This is a genomic window from Geodermatophilus sp. SYSU D00525 (assembly GCF_054050475.1).
Genome location: NZ_JBJGZK010000027.1, coordinates 21,738 through 42,894 on the forward strand (window position 1 = coordinate 21,738; position 21,157 = coordinate 42,894).

At 74.3% G+C, this 21,157-nt stretch carries 26 protein-coding genes; all 26 read left to right on the top strand.

The features are described from left to right. The first annotated feature begins 84 nt into the window (after positions 1 to 84). The 26 genes from fliD to ACI796_RS19020 all read left to right on the top strand — a co-directional run bounded on the left by fliD (position 85) and on the right by ACI796_RS19020 (position 21,092). Entirely contained in the window at positions 85 to 1,395 is a 1,311-nt protein-coding gene (fliD, locus tag ACI796_RS18895; RefSeq protein ID WP_456942763.1) for a flagellar filament capping protein FliD, read from the top strand. Positions 1,396 to 1,447: 52 nt separating this feature from the next. Continuing rightward, complete coding sequence (gene fliS / locus ACI796_RS18900; RefSeq protein WP_456942764.1) at positions 1,448 to 1,831, top strand: flagellar export chaperone FliS; 384 nt, start codon at positions 1,448 to 1,450, stop codon at positions 1,829 to 1,831. Then, positions 1,828 to 2,172 carry a hypothetical protein gene (locus tag ACI796_RS18905; RefSeq protein WP_456942765.1) on the top strand — a complete coding sequence of 115 codons (345 nt, stop codon included), beginning with the start codon at positions 1,828 to 1,830 and terminating at the stop codon, positions 2,170 to 2,172. Before fliS ends, ACI796_RS18905 begins: the two co-directional genes overlap by 4 nt. A 352-nt stretch (positions 2,173 to 2,524) precedes the next feature. Further along, entirely contained in the window at positions 2,525 to 2,875 is a 351-nt protein-coding gene (locus tag ACI796_RS18910; RefSeq protein WP_456926415.1) for a flagellar basal body rod protein FlgB, read from the top strand. Between the two features lies 1 nt (position 2,876). Continuing rightward, positions 2,877 to 3,275 carry a flagellar basal body rod protein FlgC gene (flgC, locus tag ACI796_RS18915; protein ID WP_456942766.1) on the top strand — a complete coding sequence of 133 codons (399 nt, stop codon included), beginning with the start codon at positions 2,877 to 2,879 and terminating at the stop codon, positions 3,273 to 3,275. A gap of 2 nt (positions 3,276 to 3,277) precedes the next feature. Next, complete coding sequence (fliE, locus tag ACI796_RS18920; RefSeq protein WP_456942767.1) at positions 3,278 to 3,604, top strand: flagellar hook-basal body complex protein FliE; 327 nt, start codon at positions 3,278 to 3,280, stop codon at positions 3,602 to 3,604. Continuing rightward, positions 3,604 to 5,202, top strand: a complete 1,599-nt coding sequence (fliF, locus tag ACI796_RS18925) for a flagellar basal-body MS-ring/collar protein FliF (RefSeq protein ID WP_456942768.1) — start codon at positions 3,604 to 3,606, stop codon at positions 5,200 to 5,202. Before fliE ends, fliF begins: the two co-directional genes overlap by 1 nt. A 73-nt stretch (positions 5,203 to 5,275) precedes the next feature. After that, positions 5,276 to 6,355, top strand: a complete 1,080-nt coding sequence (gene fliG, locus ACI796_RS18930) for a flagellar motor switch protein FliG (RefSeq protein WP_456942769.1) — start codon at positions 5,276 to 5,278, stop codon at positions 6,353 to 6,355. Positions 6,356 to 6,437: 82 nt separating this feature from the next. After that, positions 6,438 to 7,307, top strand: coding sequence for a FliH/SctL family protein (locus ACI796_RS18935; RefSeq protein ID WP_456942770.1), 870 nt, complete (start codon positions 6,438 to 6,440; stop codon positions 7,305 to 7,307). Further along, a complete protein-coding gene (locus tag ACI796_RS18940) occupies positions 7,304 to 8,611 on the top strand; it encodes a FliI/YscN family ATPase (protein WP_456942771.1) in 1,308 nt (435 codons plus the stop codon). The genes ACI796_RS18935 and ACI796_RS18940 overlap by 4 nt, the downstream gene beginning before the upstream one ends. Position 8,612: 1 nt before the next feature. Further along, complete coding sequence (locus tag ACI796_RS18945) at positions 8,613 to 9,074, top strand: flagellar export protein FliJ (RefSeq protein WP_456942772.1); 462 nt, start codon at positions 8,613 to 8,615, stop codon at positions 9,072 to 9,074. After that, positions 9,062 to 10,045 carry a transglycosylase SLT domain-containing protein gene (locus ACI796_RS18950; protein WP_456942773.1) on the top strand — a complete coding sequence of 328 codons (984 nt, stop codon included), beginning with the start codon at positions 9,062 to 9,064 and terminating at the stop codon, positions 10,043 to 10,045. The genes ACI796_RS18945 and ACI796_RS18950 overlap by 13 nt, the downstream gene beginning before the upstream one ends. Continuing rightward, a complete protein-coding gene (locus tag ACI796_RS18955; protein WP_456942774.1) occupies positions 10,042 to 11,376 on the top strand; it encodes a flagellar hook-length control protein FliK in 1,335 nt (444 codons plus the stop codon). Before ACI796_RS18950 ends, ACI796_RS18955 begins: the two co-directional genes overlap by 4 nt. Positions 11,377 to 11,388: 12 nt before the next feature. Beyond that, the gene (locus tag ACI796_RS18960; protein ID WP_456942775.1) at positions 11,389 to 11,808 is read left to right on the top strand and encodes a flagellar hook capping FlgD N-terminal domain-containing protein; all 420 of its coding nucleotides are present in this window, start codon (positions 11,389 to 11,391) and stop codon (positions 11,806 to 11,808) included. 31 nt (positions 11,809 to 11,839) lie between these two features. Then, positions 11,840 to 13,081: a flagellar hook protein FlgE gene (locus tag ACI796_RS18965; protein ID WP_456942776.1), complete on the top strand. Its 1,242-nt coding sequence runs from the start codon at positions 11,840 to 11,842 to the stop codon at positions 13,079 to 13,081. A 304-nt stretch (positions 13,082 to 13,385) separates the two neighbouring features. Beyond that, the gene (locus ACI796_RS18970) at positions 13,386 to 13,676 is read left to right on the top strand and encodes a flagellar FlbD family protein (RefSeq protein WP_456942777.1); all 291 of its coding nucleotides are present in this window, start codon (positions 13,386 to 13,388) and stop codon (positions 13,674 to 13,676) included. 3 nt (positions 13,677 to 13,679) lie between these two features. After that, entirely contained in the window at positions 13,680 to 14,450 is a 771-nt protein-coding gene (locus ACI796_RS18975) for a motility protein A (RefSeq protein WP_456942778.1), read from the top strand. Beyond that, positions 14,447 to 15,367: a flagellar motor protein MotB gene (locus tag ACI796_RS18980; RefSeq protein ID WP_456942779.1), complete on the top strand. Its 921-nt coding sequence runs from the start codon at positions 14,447 to 14,449 to the stop codon at positions 15,365 to 15,367. The genes ACI796_RS18975 and ACI796_RS18980 overlap by 4 nt, the downstream gene beginning before the upstream one ends. Then, complete coding sequence (locus ACI796_RS18985) at positions 15,364 to 15,837, top strand: flagellar basal body-associated FliL family protein (protein WP_456942780.1); 474 nt, start codon at positions 15,364 to 15,366, stop codon at positions 15,835 to 15,837. Before ACI796_RS18980 ends, ACI796_RS18985 begins: the two co-directional genes overlap by 4 nt. A gap of 94 nt (positions 15,838 to 15,931) precedes the next feature. Continuing rightward, entirely contained in the window at positions 15,932 to 16,900 is a 969-nt protein-coding gene (locus tag ACI796_RS18990) for a flagellar motor switch protein FliM (protein ID WP_456942781.1), read from the top strand. Beyond that, positions 16,897 to 17,673 (top strand): flagellar motor switch protein FliN, encoded by a 777-nt coding sequence (gene fliN / locus ACI796_RS18995; RefSeq protein WP_456942782.1) that lies wholly within the window; start codon positions 16,897 to 16,899, stop codon positions 17,671 to 17,673. The genes ACI796_RS18990 and fliN overlap by 4 nt, the downstream gene beginning before the upstream one ends. Next, the gene (locus tag ACI796_RS19000; protein WP_456942783.1) at positions 17,670 to 18,077 is read left to right on the top strand and encodes a FliO/MopB family protein; all 408 of its coding nucleotides are present in this window, start codon (positions 17,670 to 17,672) and stop codon (positions 18,075 to 18,077) included. The genes fliN and ACI796_RS19000 overlap by 4 nt, the downstream gene beginning before the upstream one ends. After that, positions 18,077 to 18,895 carry a flagellar type III secretion system pore protein FliP gene (gene fliP, locus ACI796_RS19005; protein WP_456942784.1) on the top strand — a complete coding sequence of 273 codons (819 nt, stop codon included), beginning with the start codon at positions 18,077 to 18,079 and terminating at the stop codon, positions 18,893 to 18,895. The genes ACI796_RS19000 and fliP overlap by 1 nt, the downstream gene beginning before the upstream one ends. After that, positions 18,892 to 19,167 (top strand): flagellar biosynthesis protein FliQ, encoded by a 276-nt coding sequence (gene fliQ, locus ACI796_RS19010; RefSeq protein ID WP_387987863.1) that lies wholly within the window; start codon positions 18,892 to 18,894, stop codon positions 19,165 to 19,167. Before fliP ends, fliQ begins: the two co-directional genes overlap by 4 nt. Before the next feature lie 5 nt (positions 19,168 to 19,172). Continuing rightward, positions 19,173 to 19,937, top strand: coding sequence for a flagellar biosynthetic protein FliR (gene fliR, locus ACI796_RS19015; protein ID WP_456942785.1), 765 nt, complete (start codon positions 19,173 to 19,175; stop codon positions 19,935 to 19,937). A 6-nt stretch (positions 19,938 to 19,943) separates the two neighbouring features. After that, a complete protein-coding gene (locus ACI796_RS19020) occupies positions 19,944 to 21,092 on the top strand; it encodes an EscU/YscU/HrcU family type III secretion system export apparatus switch protein (RefSeq protein ID WP_456942786.1) in 1,149 nt (382 codons plus the stop codon). The last annotated feature ends 65 nt before the right edge of the window (positions 21,093 to 21,157 follow it).

A 21,157-nucleotide genomic window follows, 5' to 3' on the forward strand; every position in this document is an offset into this window, starting at 1 on the left:
GGGGGAGGCGTACGCCTCCCCCCTCACTGCACACCTGGACCGAACCACACCCGTCCCACCGGACCCGTCCCCTGGAGGCGAGCGATGGCGAGCCTGAGCGTCGACGGCCTGATCTCGGGTCTCGACACCACGAGCCTCATCGCCCAGCTCGTGGCCGCCGAGGGAACCGCTCAGACACGGCTCAAGACCCGGCTGACCGAGACGCAGAAGGCGGCCGAGGCCTACCGCAAGATCAACACCAAGGTCGACGCGGTGCGCACCGCCGCGGAGGCCCTGGGCAAGGACGCCACCTGGACCGCCGCCAAGGCGACCAGCTCGAGCAGTGCCGTCGCCGTGGCCGTCACCGGCACGCCGCAGACCGGCTCGATCACCTTCACCGTCAAGTCGGTCGCCGCCGCGCACGCCGTCGTCGGCTCCACGGCGCAGCCGTCGACCACGACGGCCGGTGTCTACTCGGGCCTCACCGTCTACGGCCCCGACGGTACGACGGTCAAGGGCACCATCACCGTCGGCACCGGCTCGCTCGACGACACCGCAGCCGCCATCAACGCCAGCAGCTTCGGGCTGCAGGCGACCGTGCTGCAGGTCTCCCCCGGCCAGTACAAGCTGCAGGTCAGCGCCAGGAGCACCGGCGCGGCCGGCGAGTTCTCCCTCGGCAGCGGCTTCACCGAGCTGCGCCAGGGCAAGGACGCGAAGATCGCCCTCGGGGACAGCGGCGGCCTCGAGATCACCTCTGCCACGAACACCTTCACCGGTGTGGTCCCCGGCGGGACCGTCACGGTCACCCGCGAGGACGCCGCCCAGGTCACCGTGGACGTCAGCGCCGACCCCGATGCCGTCGCCGCGAAGGTGCAGGCGTTCGTGGACGCTGTCAACGCCGCGCTCTCCGAGATCGCCACCCAGTCGGCCAACGGGAAGGACTCCGCCGCCGCGCTGGCGGGCGACAGCAGCCTGCGCCAGCTCACCGGCCAGGTCCTCAGGGCGGTCTCCGACGTCGTCGCGGGTCTCGGCTCCCCCGGCACCTACGGCATCCAGCTCACCCGTGACGGGAAGGTCCAGTTCAGCAAGGACACGTTCCTAGGCGCGCTGCAGGCCGACCCGGCCACGACCAGGACCGCGTTCGCCGGCACGGCCACGGGCGCCCCGGGCGTGGCGACTCGCATGCAGGAACTGGCCAAGCGGACCACGGATGCGACCACCGGAACGCTCACCCTGCTCGCCAGGGGTCGGGACGACCTCGCGAAGGACATCCAGGTGCGGATCGCCGACTGGGACCTGCGCCTGGCGGCCCGCAAGGAGACCCTGACCAGGCAGTTCACCGCCATGGAGACCGCCCTCAGCTCGCTGAAGTCGCAGTCGTCCTGGCTGGCCGGCCAGCTCTCCAGCCTGGCCTGACCCGATCTCTCCTGATCCCCGCTCCCCCGTCCCCGATCCAGGAGCTCCCCCGATGACCGCCGCCTCCCTCCGCTCCCGCTACCTCGGCGACGCCGTGAGCACCGCCTCGCCGCAGCAGGTGCTGGTGATGCTCTACGACCGCCTGGCCCTGGACCTCGAGCGCGCCCGGACGGCGCTGGCCGAGGGCCGGCGCGCCGACGCGCGCGAGCAGGTGCGCCACGCCCAGGACATCGTCTTCGAGCTGCTCGGCAGCCTGCGGGTCGACGCCTGGGAGGGCGGCCCCCGCCTCGCCGCGCTCTACAACTGGCTGATCGCCGAGCTCAACCAGGCGATCGTCAAGCAGGACGCCAACCGGGTGCGCTCGTGCCTGCAGGTCGTCGAGCCGCTGCGGGACGCCTGGCGCCAGGCCGCCGCCGGCCTGGCGGGCACCGCATGACCGCGGCGCACTCCGCGGACGCGCAGCGCCGCGCGGAGTGGGCCAGCGTCCTCGAGGAGATGGAGGTCGAGGTCCTCGACGCCGAGCGGGCCATCCGCGGCAACCGCGCCGAGGAGATCGCCGCCTGGGGCCGGCGCATGGAGGACTGGACCCCGCCGACCGTGCTGGGCCCGGTGCCGACCGACCTGCGCGAGCGGGCCGCCCGGTTGCTGCAGCACCAGCTCGCCGTCGCCGAGGAGCTCGTCGAGCGGATCACCCAGTCCCAGCGCCAGCGCGACGTCGCCGCGCGGATGGCCTACCGGCCCCGCCCGGTGGCCGCCTTCATCGACAGGGCGCTCTGACCCCGACTGGCACGACTCCACAACGTCCCGACCCGGCCGGGTCCGCCTCACGGCGGGCCCGGCCGTCGTCGTCCCCGGGCCGGGACCGCCTCCTGCACGCGGATGGCGGCTCGGGAGGCGCCACCGGCCCCGTGAGTGCGCACCCGGCCCGTCCTGGCCATCCGTCACACCCGTCACGCGAGTCACGGAACGTGGTCAAGGTGTGACGGACCGCTGCCGAGAACGGTCCTGCACGGACAGCACCACTCTCGCCACGGATCGGCGGCCCCTCCCCTGCGCTCGCGCGCCGGGGTCCCCGACGTACCCGGAGGCCAGTCGTGTCCTGCCGTCCTGCCCGCCGGCGGTCCACCCGATGACGATCAGCGACGTCACGATGACGACGCTGCACGCGGCGCTGAGCGGTCTGGCCCAGCGCCAGCGCGTGACGGCGGACAACATCGCCAACGTCCAGACCCCGGGCTTCCTCGCCGGCCGCACCGACTTCGAGTCCTCGCTGCGCACCGAGCTGCGCCAGGGCAGGACGCCCACGGTCTCCGGCGGCTCGATCGCGCGCTCGTTCGAGCCGACCCGCGAGGACGGCAACAACGTCAACCTCGACAGCGAGACGGTCATCGCCACCGAGACCGGCCTGCGCTACCAGTTCGCGCTCACCGCGCTCGACGGCAAGTACAGCGGTCTGCGCACGGCCCTGAGGACGTCCTGACGTGTTCGACAGCCTCGACATCTCCGGGTCCGGACTCTCCGTCCACCGTCGCTGGATGGACGCCGTCTCGGACAACATCTCCAACATCAACACGGTCAGCTCGACCGACGGCGAGGCGTTCCGGGAGCGCATGGTCGTCGCGCAGGCCGTGGACTACGGCTCCGGCGAGGGCGGCGTGCGCATCGCCCGGGCCGAGTTCGGCAGCGGCGAGGGCCGGCTCGTGTACGAGCCCGACCACCCGCTGGCCGACGCCGAGGGCTACGTCCGGTACCCGGACATCGACCTCGGCGACCAGATGACCCAGCTGATCATGGCCCAGCGCGGCTACCAGGCGAACCTGGCGTCCCTGGACCGGGCGACCACCGCCTACCAGGCCGCCCTCCAGCTCGGGAAGGGCTGACCGTGAGCTCCCCCATCGACGGCATCTCGCTGCCCGGCATCCCGACGATCGGTGCCCTCGGCGGGACCGCCGGCACGGCGGCCGCGGCCCCGGCGGCCTCCACGTCGGGCGAGGGCTTCGCGGCCGCGCTGACCGGCGCGCTCGACCGGCTGGGCAGCCTGCAGTCGGCCAAGGACGCCCTCGCCGTCCAGGGCGCCACCGGCGACCTGCGTGACGTGCACGACTACATGATCGCCGCGCAGGAGGCCTCCGTGGCCACCGAGATGGTCGTGACCATCAAGAACAAGGCGGTCGAGGCCTTCACCGAGATCATGAGGATGCCCGTCTGATGCCTGCCGCACTCGCTGGGCCGCTGGCGAAGCTGCGGAGCACGCTCGCCACCATCAGCCTGGGCCAGAAGGTCGTCATCGGCCTGCTGGTCGTCGGGCTGGCTCTGGGCGGCTTCTTCTTCTACCGCTGGATCACGACGCCGACCATGGCGCCGCTGTTCTCCAACCTGGCCTCGACCGACGCCTCGGCGATCGTCGACGAGCTCAACGCCGCCGGCGTCTCCTACGAGCTCTCCGACGGCGGCGGCACCATCCTCGTGCCCAACGAGCAGGTCTACGACCTGCGGCTGCAGATGAGCGGCAAGGGCCTGCCGGCCGGCTCGGACACCGGGTACGCGCTGCTCGACGAGCAGGGCATCACCACCAGTGAGTTCCAGCAGCAGGTGCAGTACCAGCGCGCCATCGAGGGCGAGCTGGCCAACACCCTGGAGGCGCTCGACGGCGTGCAGACCGCGGTGGTCCACGTCGCGCTGCCCGAGGACGAGGTCTTCGCCTCCGACGAGGGCGAGCCGACCGCCTCGGTGCTCCTGGACCTCGCGCCGGGCACCGAGCTCTCCGGCGAGCAGATCCAGTCGATCACCAACCTGGTCTCCTCCAGCGTCGAGGGCATGGACCCGGCGCAGGTCACCGTCTCCGACTCGACCGGCCAGCTGCTCTCGGCCGCCGGCCAGGGTGTGAGCGCCGCCTCCGGCGACGCCCGCTCGCAGATGGAGACCGACTACGAGGGCCGCCTGGCGTCCAACGCCCAGGCCATCCTCGACACCGTCCTCGGCCCCGGCAACGCCCGCGTCGCCGTGCGCGCCGACCTGGACATGTCGCAGAGCGACAGCACCGCGACGACCTACGGCTACACCGAGGGCACCCCGCCGGTCTCCGAGCAGACCTCGACCGAGCAGTACACCGGCGACGGCACGGCCGTCGGCGGCGTGCTCGGCCCCGAGAACACCGCCGACGCCGCGAACGGCACCGGCGGCGGCACCTCCACCTACTCGACCGAGTCGACGACGGCGAACAACTCCGTGGACCAGACGGTCACCAACACCGTCACCGCGCCCGGGGAGGTCAACCGGCTCACCGTCGCGGTGGTCCTCAACGACACGGTGGCCGGCAACCTCAACCAGGCCCAGGTGCAGGACCTCATCGGCAACGCCGTCGGCCTGGACACGGCGCGCGGCGACGACATCAGCGTCGCCTCGCTCGCCTTCGACACCACCGCCGCCGACGCCGCCGCCGCGGAGATGACCGCGGCCCGCGAGGCCGAGCAGCAGGCGCAGATGTGGTCGCTGGTCAAGAACGGCGGCATCGCCCTCGGCATCGCGCTGCTGGTCCTCGTCGTGTGGCTGCGCTCGCGCCGCCGTGGCGACGACGAGGACGACGAGGACGACGAGCCGCTGGAGCTCGACGAGGGCCTGATCGCCGAGCTCGAGCGGCTGCGGGTGTCCAGCTCGCGGGACGACACCGCCGTCCTGGACAACCGGGCGCTGGAACTGGAGGCCGCGGAGCGGCAGCGGGTGCGGGGGGAGATCGCGACGATGGTCAGCGAACGTCCGGACGAGGTGGCGCAGATGCTGCGCGGCTGGCTGAGTGACGTGAAGTGACCGAGCTCGCGAGATCACTCATGGACGGAGCGACGCGCGTCGCAGTACCGACGAGCGCCGGCGAGGAGGAACTGTGACGCTCGCACCGGTCGAGCAGCTGGTGGGCGCGGGCGGGACCAACCTGCCCGCGCTGCCGCCGGCTCCCCCGCGTCCCGAGATGCCCGGCCTGCGCAAGGCCGCCGTCTTCCTCGCCCAGATGAGCAAGGAGGAGGCCGGGCTGCTGCTGTCCAAGCTGCGCCCGCGCGAGGTCGAGGCCCTCACCCGCGAGATCATGAAGCTCGGCGCGGTCGAGCCCGACGACGTCGACGGCGTCCTCACCGAGTTCTCGCAGATGATGGCCGCGCAGCGGTACGTGGGCCGCGGCGGCGTCGACTTCGCCCGCGAGATCCTGGCCGCCGGCCTCGGGGAGGACAAGGCCGAGGGCATCCTCGCCCGGCTCAACGTCGTCTACACCGAGGTGCCGTTCGCCTCGCTGCGCAACGCCGACGTCCGCCAGCTGGTCACCTTCCTCAAGGACGAGCACCCGCAGGTCATCGCCCTGGTGCTGGCCCACCTGTCGGCCGCGCAGTCGGCCGAGGTGCTCTCGGGCTTCTCCCCGGAGCAGCAGGCCGAGGTGGCCCACCGGATCGCCACGATGGACCGCACCTCCCCGGAGATGGTCCGGCTGGTGGAGGAGGAGCTCGGCCGCCGCATGGGGTCGCTGCTCGCCCACCAGGACATGTCCACCGTGGGCGGCGTCGAGACCCTCGTGGAGATCATCAACCGCTCGCCGCGGCCGACCGAGCGTTCGATCCTCGAGTGGCTGGACACCTCCGACCCGGAGCTGGCCGAGCAGGTGCGCGCGCAGATGTTCGTCTTCGAGGACATCACCACCATCGACGACCGCTCGATGCAGCTGGTGCTGCGCGAGGTCGAGGCCAACGACCTGGCCACCGCGCTCAAGGGCGTGCGCCCCGACGTCCGCGACAAGGTGGTCCGGAACCTCTCCGAGCGCGCCGCCGAGAACCTCGCCGAGGAGATCGAGCTGCTCGGCCCGGTCCGCGCCCGCACGGTCGAGGAGGCGCAGGGCAAGATCGTCGCGGTCATCCGCACGCTCGAGGAGCAGGGCGTCCTGACCATCTCGCGCGGTGGGGACGATGAGTTCGTCGCCTGAAGGACCCCGTGCCCCCCGTCCCTCGCACGCTCGGGTCGGGACCCTGGACGGGGCCGCCCACCGGAGCACGGCACGGGAGTCGGTGCTGCTGCGCGGGGCCTCGGCCAGCGCGGCGGCCCCCTACCGGCAGGTGCCGGGGACGACGGTGCCGGAGCCGCGCCCGACACCGCAGGCGGTGACCCATCCGCCGACCCAGCAGCTGACCCGGCCCCTGGACCTCCCGCCGACCCCTCCGCAGCCCCCGCCGCCGACCGAGCAGCTGACCCGGCCCCTGACGCTGCCCGTCGTGGACGGCGCCCCCGAGGTGGTCGTGGAGCGGCGGTCGGCGGTCCGCCGCGCCGCCGACGTCCCGGTGCCCAACGGCCGCGGCGTGCTGCGGCTCGGCGACGTCTACGCCGAGGAGCTCGCCCGGCTGCGCGAGTTCGCCCGCGCCGAGGGGCACGGCGCCGGCTACGCCGAGGGCATGGCCGAGGCCGGCCGGGTCGTGGCGGAGGCCGAGGCACAGGCGGCCGCCCGGCTGGCCGACGTGCAGGCCCGCTGGGAGCGCCGGATGGCCACGGCCACGGCTGCGCTCGGCGCCGCCGTCGTCGCCCTCGAGACCGCCGCGGTGCCCACAGCCGAGGACGTCCGCGACACGGTGCTCGACGGCGTCCTGACGCTGGTCGAGGACCTGCTCGGCCGCGAGCTGTCGGCCTCGACCACCGCCGGCGTCGACGCGATCCGCCGCGCGCTGACCCTCGTCCCCGCCGACGCGCCCGCCGTCGTCCGGCTGCACCCCGACGACCTCGCCGAGGTCCCGCCGGCCGCCCTGGCCGCGCTGCCGCGGTCGGTCACCGTCGTCGGCGACGACGCCGTGGAGCGGGCCGGCGCGGTCGCCGAGTGCGGCCCGCGCCGGGTCGACGCCCAGCTGTCGGCGGCGCTGGCGCGGGTGCGGGCGGTGCTGTCGTCGTGAGCACCGCCGCGCTGCTGCAGCGCGCCCGCCTGGCCGCCCGCCCGCAGCTCACCGGCTCGGTCGTCGGCGCCATGGGGCTCACCCTCACCGTCGAGGGCGTCGTCGCCGCCGTCGGGGACCTCGTCGAGGTCGGCCCGGGCCCGCGGGGGCTCATGGCCGAGGTGGTCGCCGTCTCCCGGGACCGACTCACCTGCATGCCGCTGGGCGAGCTCGGCGGCGTGCACGCCGGCGCGCCGGTCCGGAACACCGGCATGCCGCTGCAGGTGCCGGTCGGCGAGGCGCTGCTCGGCCGGGTGCTCGACGGCCTGGGCCGCCCGGTCGACGGGCACGGCCCGCTCGGCCCCGGCGTCGACTGGGTCGACCTGGCCAGCGAGACGCCGCACGCGCTGTCCCGCCGCCGGGTGGAGGAGCCGCTGCCGGTCGGCGTCCGCGCGCTGGACACCCTCGTGCCGGTCGGCAAGGGCCAGCGGCTGGGCATCTTCGCCGGCTCCGGCGTCGGCAAGTCCACGCTGCTCGCGCAGATCACCCGCGGCACCGAGGCCGACGTCCGGGTCATCGGGCTGATCGGCGAGCGCGGCCGCGAGGTGAAGGAGTTCCTCGAGGAGAACCTCGGGGCGGAGGGCATGGCGCGCACGGTCGTCGTCGTCGCCACCTCCGACGAGCCGCCGCTGGTGCGGCTCAAGGCCGCGTTCGTGGCCACCCGCATCGCCGAGGGCTTCCGCGACCAGGGCCGCGACGTGCTGCTGCTCATGGACTCGATCACCCGCACCGCGATGGCCCAGCGCGAGGTCGGCCTGTCCGCCGGCGAGCCCCCGGCCACCCGCGGCTACCCGCCGAGCGTCTTCGCGATGATGCCGCGGCTGCTGGAGAAGGCCGGACCGGGCGCGACCGGCTCGATCACCGGCCTGTACACCGTGCTCGTCGAGGGCGACGACCACAACGAGCCGATCGCCGACACCGCCCGCTCGATCCTCGACGGGCACGTCGTGCTCACCCGGAAGCTGGCCACCACCGGCCACTTCCCCGCCGTCGACGTCCTGGAGTCGATCTCCCGGGTCGCCGGCGCGGTCACCGCGCCCGCGCGGATGGCCGACGCCCGCGAGATGCGGCGGCTGATGGGCGCGCTGCGCGACGTCAAGGAGCTGGTGGAGATCGGCGCCTACCAGGCCGGCAGCGACCCGCTGGTCGACCGCGCCCGCGCGCTCTCCCCCGCCATCGACGCCTTCCTGCGCCAGCCGCTGGAGGACACCACCTCCCCCGACGACGCCTGGGCGATGCTGCACCGGCTCGTGACGGCGGGCTGAGGTGGCCCGGCCGGCCGCCTTCCGCCTCGAGCCGGTGCTGCGGGTCCGCCGCGCCGCCGAGCAGGCCGCCGAGCGGGCCGCCGCCGAGGCCGCCGCCGCGGCCCGCGAGGCGGAGCGCCGCGCCGAGGCGCAGGCCGCCGCGCTGGCCGCCCGGGTCCCGCCCGCGTCCGCGCCCGCGCACGTCTTCGTCGCCGCGATGGTCGCATCGGCCGCCGCGGCTGCCGATGTGACAGCTGCACGGGCGACGGCGCAGGCCTCGGCCGAGCAGGCCGGGCTGCTGCGCGCGCGGTGGACCGCCGCCGCCCAGCAGACGAAGGCGCTGGAGAAGCTGCGCGAGCGGCACCTCCTCGCGCTGCGGACCGCCGAGCTCGGCGCCGAGGAGCGCGCGGTCGACGACCTGGTCACCGCCCGGCACGCCCGGACCGGACCCGAGGCAGGAGAGGAGGAGCCGTGGAGGGACTGACCGCGGTGCACAGCCGCATCGCCGAGATCCAGAACCGGATCCTCACCTTCGCCTCGGCGTCGGCCACCTCGACGTCGGCCGCCTGGGCCGGCGCGGCGTCCGCCGCCGGGCTCACCGGCACCGCGGGCACGACGGCGTCCAGCGCGACGGCGTCCAGCGCGACGGCGGCCGCCGGCAGCGGCCCGGAGGGGCAGGCGGTCGCCGCGGCGCAGCGCTATCTCGGCGTGCCCTACGCCTGGGGCGGCACCGACCCCTCGGTCGGCCTGGACTGCTCCGGCCTGGTGCAGCGGGTCTTCGCCGACCTGGGCATCGACCTGCCCCGCACCAGCTCCCAGCAGGCCACCGCGGGCACGCCGGTCGCGAGCCTGGCCGAGGCCCGGCCTGGCGACCTCGTGTTCTTCGACAACTCCCCGTCGCGCCCGGGCATCGACCACGTCGGCATCTACGTCGGCGACGGGAGGATGATCGCCGCGCCGCAGGAGGGTGACGTCGTCCGCGTGCAGGACGTCGGCACCCCGACCGTCATCCGCCGGGTGCTGCCCGCCTCCGCCGCCGCGTCAGCGCCGGTGACCTCTCCCGGCGCCGGCCCGGCGGGCGTCCCCTACGCCGACCTGTTCACCGCCGCCGGGGCGCGGCACGGCGTCGACCCGGCGCTGCTCGCCGCGGTGGCGGAGGTCGAGTCCGGCTTCGACTCCTCCGCCGTCTCGTCGGCGGGCGCCACCGGCCTCATGCAGTTCATGCCGGCCACCGCCCGGGGCCTCGGCGTCGACGCCACCGACCCGGCGTCGTCGATCGACGGCGCCGCCCGCTACCTGCGCCAGCTCACCGACCGGTTCGGCTCGACCGACCTGGCGCTGGCCGCCTACAACGCCGGTCCCGGCACGGTCGCCCGCTACGGCGGCGTCCCGCCGTACGGCGAGACCCAGTCCTACGTCCGCAGGGTCACCAGCGCCGCGGAGGCCTACTCGTGACAGCTCCCGTCCTGACCGCCGCCGCGGCCGCGCCCGCCCCGGCCTCCCCGGCCGGCGGCTCCGACCCCGGCTCGGCCGCCGGGTTCGCGTCCGCCCTCGACGACGCCCTCGACGACGCCCTCGACGATGCCGTCGCCGGGCGCCCCCGTGCCGACCGCGGCGCCGGCCGCGACGGCGACCGGCCCGGCCACGCCGTCGGGCGCGACGGCGACCCCGGCACCACCGCCGCCGGCCCGGAGGACGCCGCCCCCGCCGACGGGCGGCCCGCGGGCGACACCGCGGTCCCGCCCGGCGCGCTCCCGGCCGGCTGGGCGCTGGCCCTCGCCCTCGGCACCGCCGTCCCCGGCGGCGGCGCACCCGGCCCGGCCACCTCCGGCAGCACCGCTCCCGGCTCGGCCGCCGCGCACGGCGCCGTCCCGGCCGGAGCCGTCGCGGTTCCGGGCGTCGCCGCCGGTCTCCCCCGGACCGTCCCGGCACCGGTCCCCGCCGACGCCGGCGTGCCGGCCGGCGCGACCGCTGCGCCCGCCGCACTGCCCGGCACCGCCGTCCCGGCCCCCGCGACCGCTGCGCCCACGGCTCCCGGAGCGGCAGCGCTGCCCGCGGGGATCGTCGTCGTCGCGGCGGACCCGCAGCCGGCACCGGTCCCCTCCGTGGCCGCCGTGCCCGTCCCCGCCGAGGCGCCGGCCGCCGCACCGGTCCCCCCTGCTGCCGCGGACCCCGGTGCGCAGGAGCGCGACCCCGGCACCTCCGGCGGGACCCTGCCGTCGGCGGTCCCGGTGCCCGCCCCGGCACCGGCTCCCACCGCGGCGGCCCCGGCCGCGGCCCCGGCCCGGCCCGACGTGCCCCAGCCGCCGGTGGCCGCCCAGGTCGCCCCCACCATCGCCACGCTGGCCGCCGGCCCCGACGGCACGCACACCATGACGCTGGTGCTCACCCCCGAGACGCTCGGCCCGGTCGAGGTCCGGGTGACCGTCCACCACGGCACGGTCGAGCTGAGCCTGCGCGGCGCCTCCGACGCCGGCCGCGCCGCGCTCCTCGACGCGCTGCCCGACCTGCGCCGCGACCTGGAGACCTCGGGCCTGACCTGCTCGCGGGTGCAGGTGGACCGCGACCCGGCGGGCTCCGGCTCGTCGCAGGCGCAGGCCGGCTGGCAGCAGGCCCAGCAGCAGGCGGGCGAGCACGGCCGCGGGTCCGCGCAGGGCCATGCCCAGGGCCGCGGCGCCGCCGACGACCGCAGCCGGCCGTGGCTGCGCACCACCGACCCCGACGGGAGCCGCCCGGCTGCCGCCGCCGACCACCCCGCGTCGAGCGTCCTCGACGTCCGGGCCTGAGAGGAGCCGACGATGACCGAGCCCGTGGGCGGCGTGGGCGGCAGCCCGGCCACGTACACGGCCACCACCGCGGTCGACCGCAGCGACCAGATGGGCAAGGACACGTTCCTGCAGCTGCTGGTCGCGCAGATGCGCTACCAGGACCCGAACAGCCCGACGAGCACGACCGAGTTCATGTCGCAGACGGCGACGTTCACCCAGGTCGAGAAGCTCGAGGAGATCGCCGCGCAGAACGCCGAGCTGCTGGCCCTGCAGCGCTCGCTCTCGGCCGGCGCACTGGTCGGCCACAGCGTCAGCTGGACCGCCGAGGACGGCACCACGCAGACCGGGACGGTGTCCTCGGTCCGCTTCGGCGGGGACGAGCCGACCGCCGTCGTCGGGGGCACCGAGGTGCCCCTCGGCCGCCTCAGCGAGATCTCCCTCCCCGCCTGACCCCCGCTCTCCCTCCTGAGAGGACCTCCCCGTGCTCCGTTCGATGTTCTCGGCCATCTCCGGCCTGCGCGCGCACCAGACCAAGCTCGACGTGACCGGCAACAACATCGCCAACGTCAACACCGTCGGCTTCAAGAGCAGCCAGACCGTCTTCGAGGACACCCTGTCCCAGGTCATCCGCAACGGCTCCGCGCCGACGGCGGAGACCGGCGGCACCAACCCCGCCCAGGTCGGCCTCGGCGTCCGGGTCGCCGGCGTCACCACCAACTTCGGCCAGGGCTCCACCCAGAACACCGGCCGCGCCACCGACTTCATGATCAGCGGCGACGGCTTCTTCGTGACCCGCGCCGGCAACGAGAACCTGTTCACCCGCGCCGGGTCCTTCGACTACGACGGCGCCGGCAACCTCGTCACCCCCGACGGCGCCCAGCTGCAGGGCTGGACGGCCGGCGCGGACGGCACCGTCAACGCCAACGGCCCGATCGGCCCGCTGACCATCCCGTTCGGCCAGGTCATGTCCCCGACCGCGACGACGACGGGCGCGCTGGCCGGCAACCTGTCGACGGCGTCCGTGGCGGCCGACCCGCTGGCCACCCCGCCGGTCGCGGCCACCCAGGTGCAGACGCAGATCACCGCCTACGACTCGATCGGCACCGCGCACCAGATCGCGCTGACGTTCACCAAGACCGGCACCAACACCTGGTCGGTGGCCGCCGGCGAGAACGGCACCCCGATCGGCGCGGCGCAGACGCTCACCTTCGACCCGGCCACCGGCCGGCCCTCCGGTGGCAGCACCTTCACCCTCGGCGTCACCGGCGCCAACTGGCCGGGCACCATCCCGGTCGACCTCACCGGCATGACCGAGTTCGGCGGCAAGACGGCGCTGACCCCGAGCGGCGTCGACGGCAACGCCATGGGCACGCTGCAGTCGATCTCGCTGAGCAACGACGGCACGATCATGGGCGTCTACTCCAACAGCCTGCGCGAGCCGATCGGCAAGCTGGCGCTGGCCACCTTCGCCAACCCCGGCGGCCTGTCCAAGGCCGGCAACTCCAGCTACCGGGTGGGCGACAACTCCGGCCAGGCCGTCATCGGCGAGGCCGGCACCGGCGGGCGCGGCTCGCTGACCGCCGGCGCGCTGGAGATGTCGAACGTCGACCTCGCCGAGGAGTTCACCGGCCTGATCGTCGCCCAGCGCGGCTTCCAGGCGAACAGCCGGGTGATCACCAGCTCCGACGAGATCCTGCAGGACCTGGTCAACCTCAAGCGTTGAGGACCCCTCGCCCCCACACCTCGCTCCGCTCGGCGCGGGCCCCTGCGAGGGGGCCGTTCCCGCACGGTGCGAGGCCGCGGCCCGGCACCCGTTTCCCCGGGGTGCCGGGCCGCGCCGCGTCGTCCCCCGGTCGCCTCCCGGTACGCGTGTGACGTGCGGGAACGCGGTGCCGGGCTCACCCCCGGGGGTGATGCGGCGGGCCGGGTTCGGCTCAAGCAGTCCCCGCGCGGGACCGATGGTCCCTGTAGCCGGCGCCGCGCCGTCGCGGCCCTCCCCCTTCCCGTACGAGCCAGAGGACCCACCCGTGATCCGAGTGACGCGCCTGAACGGGGAGCACTTCGCGCTCAACCCCGACCTGATCGAGCGGGTCGAGGGCCACCCCGACACCGTCGTCTTCCTCGTCGACGGCACCAAGTACGTCGTCAGCGAGGACGTCGACGAGGTGCTCGACGCGATCCGCGAGTACCGGGCCAGCATCCTCGCGACCGCCTACGCCATGGACCGCGGCACCTACCGCCCGACGACGCCGGCCCCCGACGGCGGCAGCGCCACCCACGCCGCGGTCGTGCCCTTCCCGGCCCGCGAGGAGCGCTGACCCGTGGACCCCGCCACCCTGATCGGGTTCGTCGTCTCGCTGGTCGCCCTCCTCGTCTTCATGGTCCTCGAGGGCTCGGACCCGACGACCCTGATCTTCCTCCCGGCCATCGTCCTGGTCATCGTCGCCACCTTCGGCGCGGCGATGTCCAGCCAGACGATGGACGACCTCAAGAAGCTGCCCGGCTGGTTCAAGATGGCCGTGGTGCCGGCCAAGGTCCCGCCGGCCAGCGCACAGATCCAGACCCTGGTGTCCCTCGCCGAGAAGGCCCGCAAGGAGGGCCTGCTCGCGCTCGAGGCGCAGGTCAAGCAGATCGAGGACCCGTTCCTCAAGCGCGGCCTGCAGATGGGCATCGACGGCACCGACCCCGAGGAGCTGCGGGCGGTCCTGGAGAGCGAGATCGCCGCGAAGAAGGCGGAGGACAAGGTCGCCGCCAAGTTCATGAACGCCATGGGCGGCTACGCCCCGACCATCGGCATCGTCGGCTGCATCGTCGGCCTGATGAACGTGATGGGGAACCTCAGCAACCCGGAGGCGCTGGGACCCATGATCGCCTCGGCGTTCGTCGCCACGCTGTGGGGCGTCATGGCCGCCAACTTCTGGTTCCTCCCGATGGGCGCCAAGATCCTGCGGGTCAGCGAGCTGCAGGCCGCGCAGATGGAGCTGCTGGTCGAGGGCATCGCCGAGATCCAGGCCGGCACCAGCCCCCGCGCGGTGCGGCTGAAGCTCAACTCCCTGATCCCGCCCAGTGAGGTCGCCAAGGAGGCGGCGTGAGCTCCGGCGGCCACGGCGGCCGCCGCCGCGGCAGGAAGCACGAGGAGGAGGAGCACGAGAACCACGAGCGGTGGCTGGTGTCCTACGCGGACATGATGACGCTGCTCCTGGTGCTCTTCGTGGTCCTCTTCGCGATGAGCCAGGTGGACAAGGAGAAGTTCGCCGCGCTGGCCAGCGGCCTGTCCGAGGCGTTCGGCGCCCCGGTGAGCGCCCTGAGCAGCGCGGGCACCAACTCCGACGCGTCGGTCCTCGACTCCCTCGACGCGGCCGTCGACGTGCAGATCCCACCGGCTCCCGCCGCGGAGGCCGACGTCGACGCCGCGGCCGCCCGGGCCGCCGCCCAGGAGGCCGCGAACGTCGCGGCGGAGGCGCGGGCCGAGTACGACCAGCTCGCCGCCGCCCGCGACGCCATCGACGCCGCCCTCGCGGCGGCCGGTCACGCCGGGACGGCGCAGTACGAGATCGACGAGCGCGGCCTGACCGTGCACATCGTGTCCGACCCGGTGCTGTTCGGCCCGGAGGAGGCCACGCTGCAGCCGCAGGGCCGCACCATCCTCGACGCGGTCGCCGGCACACTGGCCACGCTGCCCAACGACCTCGCGATCGAGGGGCACGCCAACTCGCTGCCGGTCACGCCGGGCGGGCCGTGGCCGTCGAACTGGGAGCTGTCGGCCTACCGGGCCACCACGGTGGTGCGCTACCTCGCCGCCGCCGGCGTCCCGCAGGACCGGATGTCCGGGACCGGCTACTCCGACACCCGCCCGGTGGTGCCGGCGAGCGACCCCAACGCCCTGTCCCTCAACCGCCGCGTCGACGTCGTCGTGCTGTCCGACGCCTCCGCCGAGGCCCGGGAGCTCCTGCCCGGCCTCGACGCACCAGTACACGCGGCCCCCGCACAGGAAGGCACCCACGAGTGAGCACCAAGAGCAAGGCGAAGGAGAAGGACGCCCCGGCCGAGGGCGAGGAGGCCGAGGGCGGCCGGAAGAAGCTGGTCGTCCTCCTGGCCCTCCTGCTGGTCGTGGCCGGCGCGGCCGCGTACTTCTTCCTGTTCACCGGCGAGGCCGAGGCCGAGGAACCGGTGGCCGGCGAGGTCGTGGCGCTCGAGCCGGTCACGGTCAACCTGGCCGGCGGCGGCTACCTGAAGATCGGCATCAGCCTGCAGGCGACCGAGGACGCCGCCTCGGGCGGTCACGGGGGCGGCGGGGTCGACGGCTCGAAGGCCCTCGACCTGATCATCTCCACCTACTCGCAGGCCCAGCCGGCCGACGTCGCCGGCGCCCGCGAGGCGCTCAAGGAGTCGCTGGAGCACCAGATCGTCGAGGCCTACACCGAGGACGGCGTCGAGATGGTCATGGGCATCTACTTCACCGAGTACGTCACCCAGTGACGCAGTAGTCCCACCCGTCCCACACTCCCCGGCTGACCGGCGGCGCCCCGCGCCGCCGGTCAGTTCGCGTTCCGGCCCCGCCGATGAGGGGACCGTGACCCGCCCCGACACCGCGACCGCGCCCGCTGGGCCCGGGCCGCAGGCGCCGGCCGGTGGCGGCCGCAGCCGGCGCGGTGCGCCCCGCACCTACGACTTCCGCCGCCCCACCAAGCTCTCCCGCGAGCACGTCCGCGTGCTGCAGATCGCCCAGGAGGCCTTCGCCCGCCAGGCGACGACGGTCCTCACCACGATGCTGCGCACCGGCGCCCGGATGGAGCTGCACGGCATCGAGCAGCACTCCTACGACGACTTCCTCGCCACGCTGCCCGACCCCTGCTTCCTGACGACGTTCACCATCGAGCCGCTGGGCGGCAAGGGCCTGCTGGCCTACCCGCTGGACATGGCGATGGCCGGCGTCGACCACCTGCTCGGCGGCTCCGGCGCCGCGCAGCAGCCCGAGCGGCCGATGACGGCGATGGAGACCACCATCACCACCTCGCTGCTCACCCGCCTGCTGCAGGAGTTCGCCGCCGCCTTCGCGCACGTCACCGAGCTGCAGCCGGCCATCGACGGCATCGAGTACAACCCCGCCCTCGCCCAGGCCGCGGCGGGCTCGGACACCGTGATGGTGGCCCGCTACACGATGTCGATCGGCAGCCGCGAGGGCGCCGCGTCCCTGGTGCTGCCCTTCAGCTCCTTCCAGCAGGCCCTCGACAGCGCCGCCTCCCCGCAGCTGTCGGAGTCGGCCCAGCGCACCCGGCAGCGCGCCGCGGAGCTGCTCGCCGCCCGCCTGGAGCTGGTGCCGGTCGACGTCAGCGTCCGGTTCAGCCCGCTCGAGGTGTCCTCGGAGGACCTGCTCTCCCTGACCGTCGGCGACGTGCTGCTGCTGCGCCACCCGCGGGACGCGCCGCTCGAGGTCACCACCAACGACGCCGTCTTCGCCCACGCCATCGCCAGCAACCACCGCCGCCGGCTGGCCGCCGCCATCGTCCCCACCCCGTCCGCCGTGAAGGACCCCGCATGACCGCCACGCTCGACACCGCCCAGGCCGCCACCCACGCTGCTGCAGAGACCATCACCGCCGTCGTGGTGGCCGCCGCCCGCGCCGCGGCCGCGCTCGTCCCCTCCGGCGCCGAGCTGGTCCCGGGGCCCGCGGTCACCGACCCCGACGCCGTCCCGGTCCCGCCGGCCGCGACCGCCGCCGTCGGCGCCCGGCTGTCCGGCGAGATCACCGGCGACGTCGTCCTGGTGCTCTCGGCGGAGGTCGTCGAGGCCCTCGACAACTCCCCCGTCGGCCCGATGGACGTCGCCACCGCGCTGCGTCCCGCGCTCGAGGCCGCCGCGGCCACCCTGGGCCGGGTCCGGGTGGACGCCGAGCGCACCGAGGACCCGGTGACCGCGCTCGACGGGCTGCGCGACAAGGGCATGTTCGTCGCCGTGCCGCTGGTGGCCGGCGCGGGGCACCCCTCCGCTGATCACATCGCCACGCTCGCGCTGCAGGTGACCCTGCCGACGGCGCCGCGCACCCCGCGCAACAGCCTGGACCTGCTGCGGCACGTGGCCATGGAGGTCACGGTCGAGATCGGCCGCACCCGGATGACCGTGGGCGAGCTGCTCTCGCTCCACCCGGGCGAGGTGGTCGAGCTCGACCGTGCCGCCAGCGCCCCGGCCGACCTGCTGGTCAACGGCACCCTCATCGCGCGCGGCGAGGTCGTCGTCGTCGACGAGGACTTCGGCCTGCGGATCAGCGAGATCGTCAGCGACGCCGCCGCCGAGCTGGGGGCCGCGCAGGCATGACCTGGATGCTGATCCGGCTGGTGCTCTCGCTGGCCTTCGTCGGTGGCGTGCTGTGGTTCGCCGCGCGCCTGGCGAAGAAGCGCGGCCTGGGCTCCAGCGGCGGCCTGGTCGAGGTCGTGGCCCGCCAGCGGATGGGCCGCGCCAGCACGGTCAACGTGCTGCGCATCGCCGACCGGGTGCTCGTCGTCGGCGCCACCGAGGAGCAGGTCACGCTGCTCGCCGAGCTCGACGGCGACGCCGTGGAGGCCACGCTCGCCGAGCGCGCCGCCGCCGCGCCGCCGGCCGCGGGCGGCCCGGCCGTCCCGGCGCCCCGGGTCGGCGGCGCGCTGGCCGGCTCGGTCTTCGACCGGTCGGGCTGGCAGGGCTTCGTCAGCCAGCTGCGCGAGCGGACGGTCCGCCGCTGATGACCGCCACCGTCCCCGCGCACGTCCTCGCGCGCCGGGCCGCCACCGTCCTGCTGGCCCTGCTCGGCTGCGCGCTCGCCGGCGTGCTGCTCGCGGGTCCGGCCGCGGCGGCGCCCACCGCGCCGACCGCGCCCACGGCCCCGACCGTGCCCGCGGTCGACGGCGGGGTCGACATCTCGGTCGGCAACGGCAGCCCGAGCACCTCCATCACGCTGATCCTCGCGATCACCGTGCTGTCGGTGGCGCCGGCGGTGCTGCTGCTGTGCACGTCGTTCACCAAGATCGTCGTCGTCCTGTCGCTGACCCGGAACGCGCTGGGCCTGCAGTCCTCGCCGCCGAACTCGGTGCTCACCGGCATCGCGCTGTTCCTGACGCTGTTCGTCATGGGGCCGGTGCTCTCGGACATCAACGACGTCGCCGTCCAGCCGTACGTGGACGGGGCGATGACGGTCTCCGCGGCCTACGACGCCGGCGTCGTGCCGCTCAAGGAGTTCCTGCTCGACAACACCCGCGACGACGAGCTGCAGCTCATGGTCGGCCTGTCCGGCGAGGAGCAGCCCGAGGACCGCGCCGCGGTGAGCATGACGACTCTGGTCCCGGCGTTCGTCCTCTCCGAGCTCAAGAGCGCCTTCATCATCGGGCTGGTCGTGTTCATCCCGTTCCTGGTGATGGACATGCTGGTCAGCGCCGCGCTCATGTCGATGGGCATGATGATGGTGCCGCCCTCGATCGTGTCGCTGCCGTTCAAGCTGCTGTTCTTCGTGGTCGTCGACGGCTGGGCGATGATCACCACGTCTCTCGTGGGGTCGTACGGATGACCGACGCCGACGTCACCGACATCGCCGTCCAGACCATGATGGTGGCCGCCAAGGTCGCCGCCCCGGTCCTGCTCACGGCCCTGCTGGTGGGCTTCCTCATCTCGCTGTTCCAGGCGGCGACCCAGATCCAGGAACCGACGCTGTCGTTCGTCCCCAAGATGATCGCGGTGAGCATCGCGCTGCTGGTCACCGGCAACTGGGTGCTCTCCGAGCTGGTCGACTTCACCCACACCCTCTTCGACCAGCTGCCGCGCCTGCTCGGGCGGACCTGACCGGCATGGACCTCGAGGTCCCGGCGGTCACCCTCGCGGCCCTGCTGCTGGCCACCGCCCGGGCGGCCGGCTTCGTCCTGCTCGCCCCGCCGTTCACCACCCGCACCATCCCGGCACCGGTCAAGGGCGCGCTGGCCCTGGCGCTCGCGGTCGCCCTGGTCGACCGCGTGGCGCCGGGCCTGCCCGAGCCGACCACCGGCTTCCTCGTCGTCACCGCCGTCAGCGAGGTGGCCATCGGCGCGGCGCTGGGCTTCGTCGTCCAGCTGTTCTTCACCGCGGTGCAGTTCGCCGGGGAGCTCATCGACCTCACCGGCGGCTTCTCCCTGCAGCCGGCCTACGACCCGCTGGCCATGACCACCAACTCGGTCATCGGCAAGCTGCACTACCTGCTCGCGACGACGCTGCTGTTCACCAGCGGCGGCCACCTGGTGATCGTGCGCGGGTTCGCCACCTCCTACGAGGGGCTGCCGGTCAGCGGCGGCTTCCCGGCCGGGGACGTCGGCGAGGTCGTGCTGACGGCGTTCTCGATGATGTTCCTCGCCGCGCTGCAGATCGCCGGCCCGATGGTGGCCGTGCTGCTGCTGGCCGACGTCGCCCTCGCCCTGCTGTCCCGGGCCGCCCCGGCGCTGAACATCTTCGCCATCGGCTTCCCCGTGAAGATCATGCTGACCCTCGCGCTGCTCGGGCTGACCTTCCCGCTGCTGCCGCCGGCGCTGGACGCGCTGGTGGAGCAGGCCACCCGCGCGGTCGTCGGCTTCCGGAGCGGGTGAGGCCGGGTGGCCAAGGACGGTCAGGGTGGTGAGAAGACCGAGAAGCCCACTCCCAAGCGCCTCAAGGAGGCGCGCAAGGAGGGGCAGATCCCGCGGACCCAGGAGCTCGGCACCTGGGCAGGCGTGGCGGCGGCGAGCGTCTTCCTGCCGATGCTGGTCGGGAACGCCTTCGACGCGGTGGGCCGGCTGTTCGTGCGGTTCGGGTCGGTGGTCGAGCACCCGGAGGCCGACGCGGTCGGCGCGCTGCTCGGGGAGGCGCTGAGGGCCTTCCTCGAGACGGTGCTGCCGATGGCGCTCGCGCTCATGCTCGTCGGGGTGCTCGCCTCGGCCGCGCAGGGCGGGGTCGCCCTGGCCACCAAGGGCATGAAGCCGACGCTCAAGAAGCTCAACCCGTTCCCCGGGATGAAGCGGATGTTCGGCACCCACGGCCTGTGGGAGGCGCTCAAGGCGGTCATCAAGACGGCGGCGCTCGGCACCGTCGTCGTCGTCACCAGCGGCAGGGCGCAGGCGCTGGTGTCGGCGTCCGGGGCGCTGCCGCTGTCGGCGGTGGTGGCCACCTTCGCCTCCTCCGCCGTCCTCATGTTCCGCGTCGTGGCGATCACCGGCCTGGTCATCGCGATCGCCGACTACGTCGTGGTGCGCAAGCAGACGATGACCAAGCTCAAGATGACCAAGTACGAGATCCAGCAGGAGCACAAGCAGTCCGAGGGCGACCCGCACGTGAAGGGCCAGCGCCGTTCGATGCAGCTGGCGATGTCGCGCAACCGGATGATGGCCGAGGTCGCCACCGCCGACGTCCTGCTGGTCAACCCGACGCACGTCGCCGTCGCGCTGCGGTACGAGCCGGAGGAGGGCGCGCCGCGGGTGGTGGCCAAGGGCGCCGACGAGATCGCCGCCAAGCTGCGCGAGCGGGCCGCCGAGGCGCGGGTGCCGATGGTGCAGGACGTGCCGCTGGCCCGGGCGCTGCACGCCTCCTGCGAGCTCGGCCAGGAGGTGCCGCCGCAGCTGTTCACCGCCGTCGCCCGGGTGCTGGCCTTCGTCATGCAGCTCGGCGCCCGCGGCGTGCGCGGCGGCTTCCACCGGCCCGGGTTCGAGGCGCCCGACGTCCGGGACCTGCCGAAGGCCGGCCGCCGGAGGAACCCGCTCCCCTCCTGACGCGACCCTGGGACGGCTGTGACTCGTGCGCCGTCAGCGGTCGGCCGGGCACCCCCGGCTGCCGA

Bases quoted from the DNA above. Each gene is read 5' to 3' on its own strand.
- ACI796_RS18910 (WP_456926415.1), top strand. From the start codon at position 2,525: ATGACGATCAGCGACGTCACGATGACGACGCTGCACGCGGCGCTGAGC.
- fliS (WP_456942764.1), top strand. From the start codon at position 1,448: ATGACCGCCGCCTCCCTCCGCTCCCGCTACCTCGGCGACGCCGTGAGC.
- fliF (WP_456942768.1), top strand. From the start codon at position 3,604: ATGCCTGCCGCACTCGCTGGGCCGCTGGCGAAGCTGCGGAGCACGCTC.
- ACI796_RS19000 (WP_456942783.1), top strand. From the start codon at position 17,670: ATGACCTGGATGCTGATCCGGCTGGTGCTCTCGCTGGCCTTCGTCGGT.
- ACI796_RS18960 (WP_456942775.1), top strand. From the start codon at position 11,389: ATGACCGAGCCCGTGGGCGGCGTGGGCGGCAGCCCGGCCACGTACACG.
- fliD (WP_456942763.1), top strand. From the start codon at position 85: ATGGCGAGCCTGAGCGTCGACGGCCTGATCTCGGGTCTCGACACCACG.
- fliN (WP_456942782.1), top strand. From the start codon at position 16,897: ATGACCGCCACGCTCGACACCGCCCAGGCCGCCACCCACGCTGCTGCA.
- fliR (WP_456942785.1), top strand. From the start codon at position 19,173: ATGGACCTCGAGGTCCCGGCGGTCACCCTCGCGGCCCTGCTGCTGGCC.
- fliQ (WP_387987863.1), top strand. From the start codon at position 18,892: ATGACCGACGCCGACGTCACCGACATCGCCGTCCAGACCATGATGGTG.
- fliP (WP_456942784.1), top strand. From the start codon at position 18,077: ATGACCGCCACCGTCCCCGCGCACGTCCTCGCGCGCCGGGCCGCCACC.
- ACI796_RS18905 (WP_456942765.1), top strand. From the start codon at position 1,828: ATGACCGCGGCGCACTCCGCGGACGCGCAGCGCCGCGCGGAGTGGGCC.